The 8573-nt window shown below is 46.1% G+C and carries 11 protein-coding genes, 1 tRNA gene and 1 pseudogene; 4 read left to right on the top strand and 9 right to left on the bottom strand.

Features of this window, described 5'->3' with window-relative positions:
* Window positions 1–511 precede the first annotated feature (511 nt).
* A complete protein-coding gene (locus tag Pmgp_RS18345) occupies window positions 512–880 on the top strand; it encodes a hypothetical protein (protein WP_134216003.1) in 369 nt (122 codons plus the stop codon).
* 34 nt (window positions 881–914) lie between these two features.
* On the opposite strand, the gene Pmgp_RS18340 is transcribed toward Pmgp_RS18345, so the two are convergent.
* Window positions 915–3350, bottom strand: a complete 2436-nt coding sequence (locus Pmgp_RS18340; RefSeq protein ID WP_134216001.1) for an ATP-binding protein — start codon at window positions 3348–3350, stop codon at window positions 915–917.
* A gap of 164 nt (window positions 3351–3514) precedes the next feature.
* Between Pmgp_RS18340 and Pmgp_RS18335 the strand changes: the two genes are divergently transcribed.
* From Pmgp_RS18335 to Pmgp_RS18320, 3 genes are all read left to right on the top strand, one after another.
* Window positions 3515–3724 carry a hypothetical protein gene (locus tag Pmgp_RS18335; protein WP_134216000.1) on the top strand — a complete coding sequence of 70 codons (210 nt, stop codon included), beginning with the start codon at window positions 3515–3517 and terminating at the stop codon, window positions 3722–3724.
* Between the two features lie 58 nt (window positions 3725–3782).
* Window positions 3783–4016 (top strand): hypothetical protein, encoded by a 234-nt coding sequence (locus Pmgp_RS18330; RefSeq protein WP_134215998.1) that lies wholly within the window; start codon window positions 3783–3785, stop codon window positions 4014–4016.
* 361 nt (window positions 4017–4377) lie between these two features.
* Entirely contained in the window at window positions 4378–4746 is a 369-nt protein-coding gene (locus tag Pmgp_RS18320; RefSeq protein WP_134215993.1) for a type II toxin-antitoxin system HicB family antitoxin, read from the top strand.
* A 187-nt stretch (window positions 4747–4933) separates the two neighbouring features.
* On the opposite strand, the pseudogene Pmgp_RS18315 reads toward Pmgp_RS18320, so the two are convergent.
* From Pmgp_RS18315 to Pmgp_RS18280, 8 genes and pseudogenes are all read right to left on the bottom strand, one after another.
* Window positions 4934–5134 (bottom strand): annotated as a pseudogene (locus tag Pmgp_RS18315) (site-specific integrase); the annotation flags it as partial.
* A gap of 139 nt (window positions 5135–5273) precedes the next feature.
* The gene (locus tag Pmgp_RS20735; RefSeq protein ID WP_345789162.1) at window positions 5274–5813 is read right to left on the bottom strand and encodes a tyrosine-type recombinase/integrase; all 540 of its coding nucleotides are present in this window, start codon (window positions 5811–5813) and stop codon (window positions 5274–5276) included.
* A gap of 13 nt (window positions 5814–5826) precedes the next feature.
* Window positions 5827–6174, bottom strand: coding sequence for a site-specific integrase (locus tag Pmgp_RS20730; protein WP_345789161.1), 348 nt, complete (start codon window positions 6172–6174; stop codon window positions 5827–5829).
* A complete protein-coding gene (locus tag Pmgp_RS18305; RefSeq protein ID WP_153189235.1) occupies window positions 6171–6350 on the bottom strand; it encodes a hypothetical protein in 180 nt (59 codons plus the stop codon). The genes Pmgp_RS20730 and Pmgp_RS18305 overlap by 4 nt, the downstream gene beginning before the upstream one ends.
* A gap of 201 nt (window positions 6351–6551) precedes the next feature.
* Window positions 6552–6938: a hypothetical protein gene (locus Pmgp_RS18300; protein WP_134215988.1), complete on the bottom strand. Its 387-nt coding sequence runs from the start codon at window positions 6936–6938 to the stop codon at window positions 6552–6554.
* Window positions 6893–7582, bottom strand: a complete 690-nt coding sequence (locus Pmgp_RS18295) for a tyrosine-type recombinase/integrase (RefSeq protein ID WP_134215986.1) — start codon at window positions 7580–7582, stop codon at window positions 6893–6895. The genes Pmgp_RS18300 and Pmgp_RS18295 overlap by 46 nt, the downstream gene beginning before the upstream one ends.
* Window positions 7583–7924: 342 nt before the next feature.
* Window positions 7925–8013: transfer RNA gene (locus Pmgp_RS18285), tRNA-Leu, on the bottom strand.
* Between the two features lie 294 nt (window positions 8014–8307).
* Window positions 8308–8573: hypothetical protein (locus Pmgp_RS18280; protein WP_205078070.1), on the bottom strand; the 266-nt coding region annotated here is incomplete at its 5' end.

Genomic DNA, 8573 nt, shown 5'->3' with positions numbered 1-8573 from the left:
GCTGTATGTAATAGTTCTATCTCTATTATATCATATTGTGCCATTTTATGCCACATAAAAATGATTAAAAATCACAAAAAAATTTCCCCTGAAGCCTTCTGCCACAAGGAATTCTGGTTTTCTCTATGCAACTATGCTGTCAAACTAACGATTACATCCCCCGTTAGATGCTGCCAGGACGGCAATTACTATGATTAATAAAAAAGCCCGCTTGATGTTCTTAAACAAAATCTTCCCTCCTGTCTGCGCGGTTTTTACATTAGAAGACTTATAATCGTTTTAAGTTTTAGTGTAATTACATCTTATATATTATTGCCTTTCTTCCTGCAGATTAATGAAAAAATTACCATGCTCAAATAAAAAATTTTATTTAATCATACGCTGGAATAAGCATTTTGCAGAAGGCCCGCCCCGGAGCGCGGCCTTCTTATATCTTTTTGTCAGGAAAAAAGATATAATATATTAATATACAGCCAATTAATCAGCCGGCACAAATAAGGGGGGGGTACCGGTGATCCGCGTTGAACTGGCCAAAGAGCTGGCAAAGTATATACCGTGGGAGCCTAAAGTGGGTGACCTTACTATAGTTTACGGGGAGGCTGGGGAGGAAATTATTGAGCCCATCATCCTCAGGCATGAAAAAGAGAAGAAAATCGTCCTCTCTCTGCGCGAAGTTGGTGATCTAGTCTGGCTGCCAAGGCTGTCAATGCTGCTGTATGAACTAAAAATAAGAACCCTGAAAGGGTTCTCCTTAAGCTTTGATAAAGATACCGGCAAATGGTGTTATAAAGATGATCGGTTTGAAATCCAGGAAGACAGCCCGGAAGACGCCGCGGCCCAAGCCCTGCTCCGCATGCTGGGCAGTAAAGCTCCCTCTTGATGATTTTTTGCAAACCACTGCTTACAGCGGTTTTTTAGCCCTGACAAGTTGTACAGCTCTCCGCTTTTTTTCCGCCATTTCCCTTATCGGTTTTGCCTAACCCTTCATTGAATTCCCGCAGTTTCTTGTCTACCCTGCCGAAAACACTGTCCTCCGGATAAGCCCCGTCCTCACCAACCTCTCCGGCGGGAATGCCGGTCAGCAGCTCGATTCCTTCTTCAATGCTCTTAACAGCGTATACTTGAAACTGTCCTTTTTCAACCGCCTCTAATATTTCATCTTTAAGCATCAGGTCGTCCACGTTTTGCACCGGGATCACCACTCCCTGGGCGCCGGTCAGCCCTTTTGCCTTGCATACTTCAAAGAACCCCTCGATTTTTTCCGTAGCCCCGCCAATCGGCTGTATTTCACCAAACTGGTTTACCGAGCCGGTAACCGCCAGGTTCTGTTTCACAGGAATGCCGGACAGGCTTGACAGAATGGCGTAAAGCTCGGCGCTGGACGCGCTGTCGCCCTCCACACCGTCATAAAGCTGCTCAAAGGTAATCTGGGCTGTCAAACCCAGCGGCTTCTCCTGGGCAAACTTGCCGCCCAGGTACCCGGCCAGGGTTAAAACACCTTTAGAATGGATATTGCCGCTCATCCTGGCTTCCCGCTCAATATTGACGACCCCGCCCCGGCCCATGTAGGTCGTCGCTGTAATTCTGGACGGCCGCCCAAAAGAATAGCCTCCCGACTCAATTACGTAAAGGCCGTTGACCTGCCCCACCACTTCACCACTGGTGTCAATCATGATCGTCCCCTCGGTGATAAACTCCTGGATCCTCTCTTCCAGCCTGTTGGATCGGTAAACTTTTTCCCTTATCGCTTTCTCAACATGCGAGGACTCCACATAGGCCGCGCTTTCGAGCTGTGCCCAGGCGGCAGCCTCATAAACGATTTCAATTACCTCGTTGAATCTTGTTGACAGCTTGCCCTGGCGCCCCGCCAGCCTGGAACCGTACTCGATTATTCTGGCCAGGCCGTCCCGGCTGAAATGTTTCAGACCTTCCCTCTGACAAACTGAATTCACAAAGGAAGCGTACTGGCGCAGGTTTTCAGGTGTACGGGGCATTTCCGTGTCAAAATCAACCTTGACTTTAAAGAGTTTCTGGAAATCCTCGTCCAGGTGATAAAGCAGGTAATAAATCTGCGGGCTGCCGATCAAAATAACTTTTACGTCGAGGGATATGGGCTCCGGCCGCAAAGTAACTGTGGGCACCAGGCGGTACTGCTCGCCGATATTTTCCACAGCAGCCTGCCGGTACTTGAGCGCCTTTTTCAAGGTATCCCAGGCCAGCGGGTCGCTGAGTACATCTTTGGCCTGCAAGATCAGGTAGCCGCCGTTAGCACGGTGGATCGCGCCAGGCTTGATCATTAAAAAGTCGGTGCTGAGGGCCAGCATCTGGCTCTTGTATTCAATCTTCCCAAAAAGGTTGTAGTAATTGGAACTGGGCTCAATGACTACCGGGACGCCCCCGTTTTTCTCATTATTGACGAAAAGGTTAACATTATAGCGGGCGAATATATCAGTTTCCTCCACCGGCATAGGGCTGCGCGCCTGCCCGGAAGCGACGGCGGCGCCCTTAAAAATTTCCAGGTTATTGGTTATGTCAACCAGGTACATCCTCAGGTAGTCAACGATAGAGGGGAAATCATTATATTTTTCCAACAGCCTTTGTACCAGAGGTCCGGCGGCAAACACGGCAATCTGCTTTTCCAGGGCGGCTATTTCCTCACTTGCCTTCTTCTCCAGCGCCCGCCCGGTATGAAACGCCTCATCCAGTTTCTTGTGCAGCCTGCGCCCCTTTTCTTCCAATTCCCTGCGGTCCTGGGCCGGCAGATTTTCGTAATCCTCCGGCGACAGCGGCTTGCCATCTTTAATCGGTACAAAAATGATCCCGTTCGGGGTGCGCTTCATATCAAAGCCGGCCTCCTGAGCCTCGGCCTCTATATCCAGGAAGTAGTTCGTCATTTTCTGGTTGACCGACTGGACAATAGCGTCCTTTTTATTCTCGTAATCACCGCCTTCAAAGGCTTTGGGAATGGTGACCTTCAAATCTGACAGCAGCTCTTCCATGTCTTTCTTAAAACCACGGCCCTCTCCCGGTGGAAGCGACACTGCCAGCGGGCGGTCCTTATCGGCAAAATTATATATGTAACACCAGTCACCCGACCTCGGAGCGCCTGCCGCTACTTGAGAAACAATGGCCTGGACGTAAGTGCTCTTGCCGGTGCCGGGAGGTCCCACAACAAAGATATTATAGCCAGGGGCCTTCATAGCCAGGCCAAACTGCATAGCCCTGACCGCCCTGTCCTGCCCGATAAAACCGTCAAGAGGCTCAATATCAGCTGTAGTTTCACAAAAGTCGAGCTCATTGCTGTGACACACTCTTTTCAGATTTCCAACCGGAACCTTATATTTATCCATACTGTGGCCGCCTCCATTTTTCATACTCTTTTTTTATTACATACTACATTTAACTCTTCAGTCCTGCTTTTCCATACTTTTTACACACTTTTCACACGCAAATTTAAAATTTACAAGCTACTATATGGCTAAAGATAAATCAGTGAGGAAAGGGGGTGATTAAATTGAAGAAGGCGATTACCTTATTTATAGTACTGCTTCTGCTCGCCGGGCTGACCGGCGCGGCTCTGGCCGCCGATACGGGCAATAACGACAATGTTCCGGGGCAGGAGCAAAGAATAAAGCTTTCGCTGCTCAAAGATCTAGACGGCTGGGAGACGCTGTTAAGTGAGCGGGCGGAAGGCAAAGAACTGCGGCAGGCTATAAAAAGCTGATTTAACTGAGCTGAAAAAGCTGGTACAGGAAGCCAGGGCCAACAATGACACAGAGAATTTGGCCAGCCTAAAGGAATTGCGGAACCAGGCCAAACCAATCAGGGAAGAAATCAAGCAGCCGCAGGATGAGAAAAAAGAAGCCTGGCAATCTATGCGGGAAGCGGCTGAGGCCGGCAATGTTTCCGGTATGCAGGCGGCTTTAGATGAAATCACAGACCTTTTGGGGCAGATTAACGAAAAGCTGGCTGAAACAAAAGACCTCCTTGAGCAGTCTTTGGCCTTATTCAGTTAAGACCACTTCTGAGCAGGGAAACAATAAGCATACCACATGTAAAAGGGCTCTTTGTTGACTGATGGTTCCACATATGATACCATATCTTCAGGGAGTTGGTATTAAATGACTCGGCGAGATAAGTTATACGAACGGATAGTTAATAACCCCAAAGACGTTAATTTCGAAGAATTAGATAAACTACTCAAAAAGAACGGCGTTACTCGCAGACAGCCGTCAGGAGGCTCCAGTCATTACATTTATTATCATCCAGAACTTCCTCCCGGAGATAAACTGTCTATCCCTAAAGCCAAACCTATTAAGGCGATTTACGTAAAGGAAGCTATTAACTTGATCAATAAAATACAGGAGGAAAGGTAATATGAAAGATATAGAATACTACCTTAATTTACCTTATGAGATAAAACTGAGAAGACTTGCTGAAGATGAAGGAGGGGGCTGGCTGGCCACTATTCCCGACCTTCCCGGTTGCATGTCTGACGGGGAGACCCCGGAGGAAGCCCTGGTTAATGTAGAGGACGCCAAAAAATGCTGGGTAGAGACCTGTCTGGAAATAGGCCACTCCATACCGGAACCTATAACTAATGAATATTCCGGACAACTTCGAATTCGTATTCCAAAGTCCCTACATCGAAGTCTTACCGAGAGAGCGAAAGAGGAAAATATCAGCCTTAACCAGCTGATAGTTTATAAGTTATCACAGGGAGGCAATCTGAAACCGGGTAAATAAAGACTTTCTCGCGTCATAGAGCACATTGAGGCGTGAGGCCCCTCATAGGTCGAGGAGATATATATTTCCCATTATTTTTTCACAATGAGCAATATATGGTTCATATGTTGCATGTTATTAAAAACCGGAAGTCTTTAAACACCCCCGGTCATTTCTTTCTTTTGACCTTCGTAAAAACTGAAACCCTTCACTGTTCACCGCTGTTGTTTACCTTCCGAATCCTATGCCGTTGAGGAAGCAACACATTAAGCGGGGAAGCTATGGTGTGTTGCTGGCGTAGATCCTGCTCGGTTAATGCCACATACCGTTTAGTCATTGTCAAATCCGTATGCCCAAGGGTACGTTGTAGAGCCAAAGCGTGCCCCCCATTCCTTAGAAATTGAAGGGCGAAGGCGTGCCGCTTATGTAACGCGTTACGTAATAGACATTATGAGAAGCCGATAATTATGGGAAGCGTTGCTTAAAAACAGCAAAATTTATTGCGTTTTCAAGAAAATCACTTCCCATAACTTTTTTGTTAAATTGAGCTATTTACAAAGATTTTGGAGCCACTTCATCAATTCACCATCCTTTTCCCATGAAGGAAAATCCCCTGTATCCAATTCAACATATGCACTTTCCAAAGCTTTGCGCTTCATTTCACTGTCTGCCCTGGCATAGATTTCCGTGCTCGTCACAGATACATGGCCCAGGAAGTCTCGGATATATACAAGATTAATTCCTGACTGAAGCATATGGACAGCGCGGCTGTGCCTAAGCACATGTGGTGTGATAATCCCGTCGTTATAAAAACCTTCCTCTTTTCTGGCCATCGCAACATATTTGTTGAGTATATATGAAATACCCCGTCTGGTCAGCCTGGTTTTATGCTGGTTATAGAAAACCGGTGAATCTTGTAAAGAGCAGCCTTTATTACCGTCATAGTTTTTTAAGTATTCGTCCAATAGGGTAGCGGTATTTTTCATAATGGGAATCTGTCGGCTTTTTCTTCCTTTGCCATGAAGCGTTATTACCGCAGGTTTATCAAGACGGATATCCTTGATGGTCAGGTCAATTAGTTCCTGCACCCTTGCTCCCGTATCAAACAAAACGGCAAGAAGCAAACAGGTTTTCAGGGCTTTCCTTCTGGACATATCCAAAGAAGGCATGGATAGCTGCCAATCTTTGGTTCCTAGTTGAAATAGAACATTCACGTTCTATTTCCAGCCAGGCAAGGAAATCAACTATCAGTTCCTTCTTTACTGTTTCCATCTGGATCAGTTCAGGTTTTAGATTTTTTTCTGTTCTGCAGTAATTTAGAAAAATTTTGAAAGTATCTCTATACGAGATCACCGTATTGGAACTGGCATTCATCTGTCCGGGCAAGTATTTTGAAAGGAAATAAGAAAGATGTCTTGCAAAATCGTTTTCTTTGACTTTCTTTTTCAAGGGGTATCCACCCCGCTTTCAGGGATGATATACCCATGGGACTTCTCAAGCGTTGAAATGATTTCCGGATAAAGATCTGCAGTCAATTTTAGGTAATATTCGGTTCCCCTGAAATCAGAATGTCCCAGATATACGGAAAGATAAGGCAGAAGGTTTGTCAGTTCTTCCCCTGCCATGACCCATTTCTTCAACCGATAGGATGGACACAATAGACATGCCGGAAATCATGCAGCCTTGGTCCGCTTCCCGTATGGGAAATGCCTGCTTTCCATAAATATTGCCTGAAACGCACATAAATCGTACTGTTGGAATAACATCCCCCATGAAATCCGGGGAAGAAATAGTCACTGTCGGTACTATTTTCGTGCATGAGTTTTTTATTCATCAATCTGCTTAAAGATTGACCTGACTTCTTTTTCTGAAAAGATATAGGGTTCATGTTTGGGATACCGGAATGCTTTTACCGACATCGGGGCAATATAGGCATTGCATCCGGCTTTTTCCATATATTCGGCAAGGTTTCTTAACAGGCACAGGCGGTCCTGGCAGGTGGCTTTTGATTCAAAACCGTCACCATAACAGAATTCCTCTACTGCTTCCCTTGGAAGCGTGTTTGCAGGAATTCTGTTCTCCAGACAGTATATGTCAAGCTGCCTGAGCCAGCGTTCCGGTACTTCATATTTAAAGCCGGAAAGCCTTTTGGTATCCAGGAAATTTTTCAAATGGTGTCCGATGCTGCTCTTCCAGGTGTATTCTTCAGCCATTCAGAAACACCTCCTCCGGATCGATAGGGCATTTCCGAAGTGCTTCCATATTGATTTTTTAGGTAGACGCTGGTAGATTGTACGCTTTCGTGACCTAGCACTTCGGAGATGACAGGAAGGGGTCCCCCGCTTTCAAGCATGGTTCTGGCAAGCGTGCTCCGGAGGGAGTGCAGACCGCAGTGTTCGTTCCGGGGAATCTCGAGACCGGCAAACCTCATGTATTTCCACAGGATGTGCTGCATTCCATTTGACATTTTAAAAGCACCATAGGGTGCTTTGTGGAATGCCTCGTATTCTTTCTGGTAATTTTCCGGGCATTGGAAGGCCTTCTTCTGTCCACGTGTAATGAATTCAACCGTTGAATAATGCTGGTAATGCCAGAGAACCAGTAGATGGTGAAGCGTATTGCTCACGGGTTGTGGAAGATTGCCGAAGAAACCTTCCAGTTTGTATCCGAACTGGTCAAACATGTAATCCAGGCCTACGGCTTCGCTGTATTCACTGATTCCATGGCCGTCGGCATATGCCAGCAGACCTCTGTAACTGGCTACATACCGTTGGATGCAGTTTTTACTGTAACCTTGACTTTTTAATTCATCAAGTACCTGCTCGATCATTTTTCGTATATTTTTTTCAGTATCCATAATTAGCTCCTTTCTTTGGTAATGAACTAATTATGAATGATTATGGGAAGTGATTAAATTTAAAAGGCTGATTTTATGCTGTTTTACGGGGATGTTTTAATTAACACGTAACATAATCATCGGCTTCTCATAATGGCGTAGGTCATAGGGGCGAATTTTTGCCTCAAGACGTTTACCATACATTTCTAACCTGTCTCCCCAGGTGTGGCGGTTTAGCGGTGTTCCTTCAGATAAGGGGCTTGAGTCCTGTGTGTTTCCGAGAGGTCTTTCAGACACACAGGACTCGTTCCTAAAAGGTCAGGGGTGGAAATAAAATCCACCCCCGCAGCCCTTGTAAATCTATGGTGCCCGAGACCGGAATCGAACCGGTACGAGCCGCGAAGCTCGCAGGATTTTAAGTCCTGTGCGTCTGCCAGTTCCGCCACTCGGGCATGTGTTTTAAAAATAGCGCAAAGTAATTCTAGCACTTCCGTTTTTTAATGTCAACAACCTCTCATGCCACTCAGAGCTGACGCATGAAAATGTTTTTTAAATCTTGCGGGGTCTGGAATTGACGTTTTCGCAACTATTGCCTATTCGGTTATTCCAAAAATCACCGGTTTATCCGTATCAACACATCCTTAACTAAACCGTTTCTGCTCGTTTTAGCATGCCGGACATCTTCAACGGAAAGACGAGTAGCGCCGCGCAACCGCTGCCTAAGCTGTCTGTATCAGTTCAATTCGCTATGCCGCCAGACGGCTTGCTTTCCAATTTTCTTCGTGCACTAGTCGCAATTGACCGGGAGATTCGGTCAGCCGGCGAAGCCGCCCTGTATCCAACTCACTATAGGTCATAGCTTCATAAAACTTCTTGATGAAAGACTGAACCCCGACTGTTTTGACATGTTCCGTCAGGTAAAGCGAATGAAGCGCCATTTCATTTAACATACGGGCGATATGCATGAGGTAATGATACCCCCGCATCGCATTCCAGTCATGTGAAAAAATGT

Origin of the sequence: Pelotomaculum propionicicum, from assembly GCF_004369225.1 — a bacterium.
In the GTDB taxonomy this organism is placed as follows: domain Bacteria; phylum Bacillota; class Desulfotomaculia; order Desulfotomaculales; family Pelotomaculaceae; genus Pelotomaculum_B; species Pelotomaculum_B propionicicum.
The sequence above is the reverse complement of the archived record's forward strand: the minus strand, read 5'-3'. Positions and strand labels throughout refer to the sequence as shown.

Bases quoted from the DNA above. Each gene is read 5' to 3' on its own strand.
- Pmgp_RS18340 (WP_134216001.1), bottom strand. From the start codon at position 3,350: ATGGATAAATATAAGGTTCCGGTTGGAAATCTGAAAAGAGTGTGTCAC.
- Pmgp_RS18320 (WP_134215993.1), top strand. From the start codon at position 4,378: ATGAAAGATATAGAATACTACCTTAATTTACCTTATGAGATAAAACTG.
- Pmgp_RS18305 (WP_153189235.1), bottom strand. From the start codon at position 6,350: ATGGCAGGGGAAGAACTGACAAACCTTCTGCCTTATCTTTCCGTATAT.
- Pmgp_RS18300 (WP_134215988.1), bottom strand. From the start codon at position 6,938: ATGGCTGAAGAATACACCTGGAAGAGCAGCATCGGACACCATTTGAAA.
- Pmgp_RS18295 (WP_134215986.1), bottom strand. From the start codon at position 7,582: ATGGATACTGAAAAAAATATACGAAAAATGATCGAGCAGGTACTTGAT.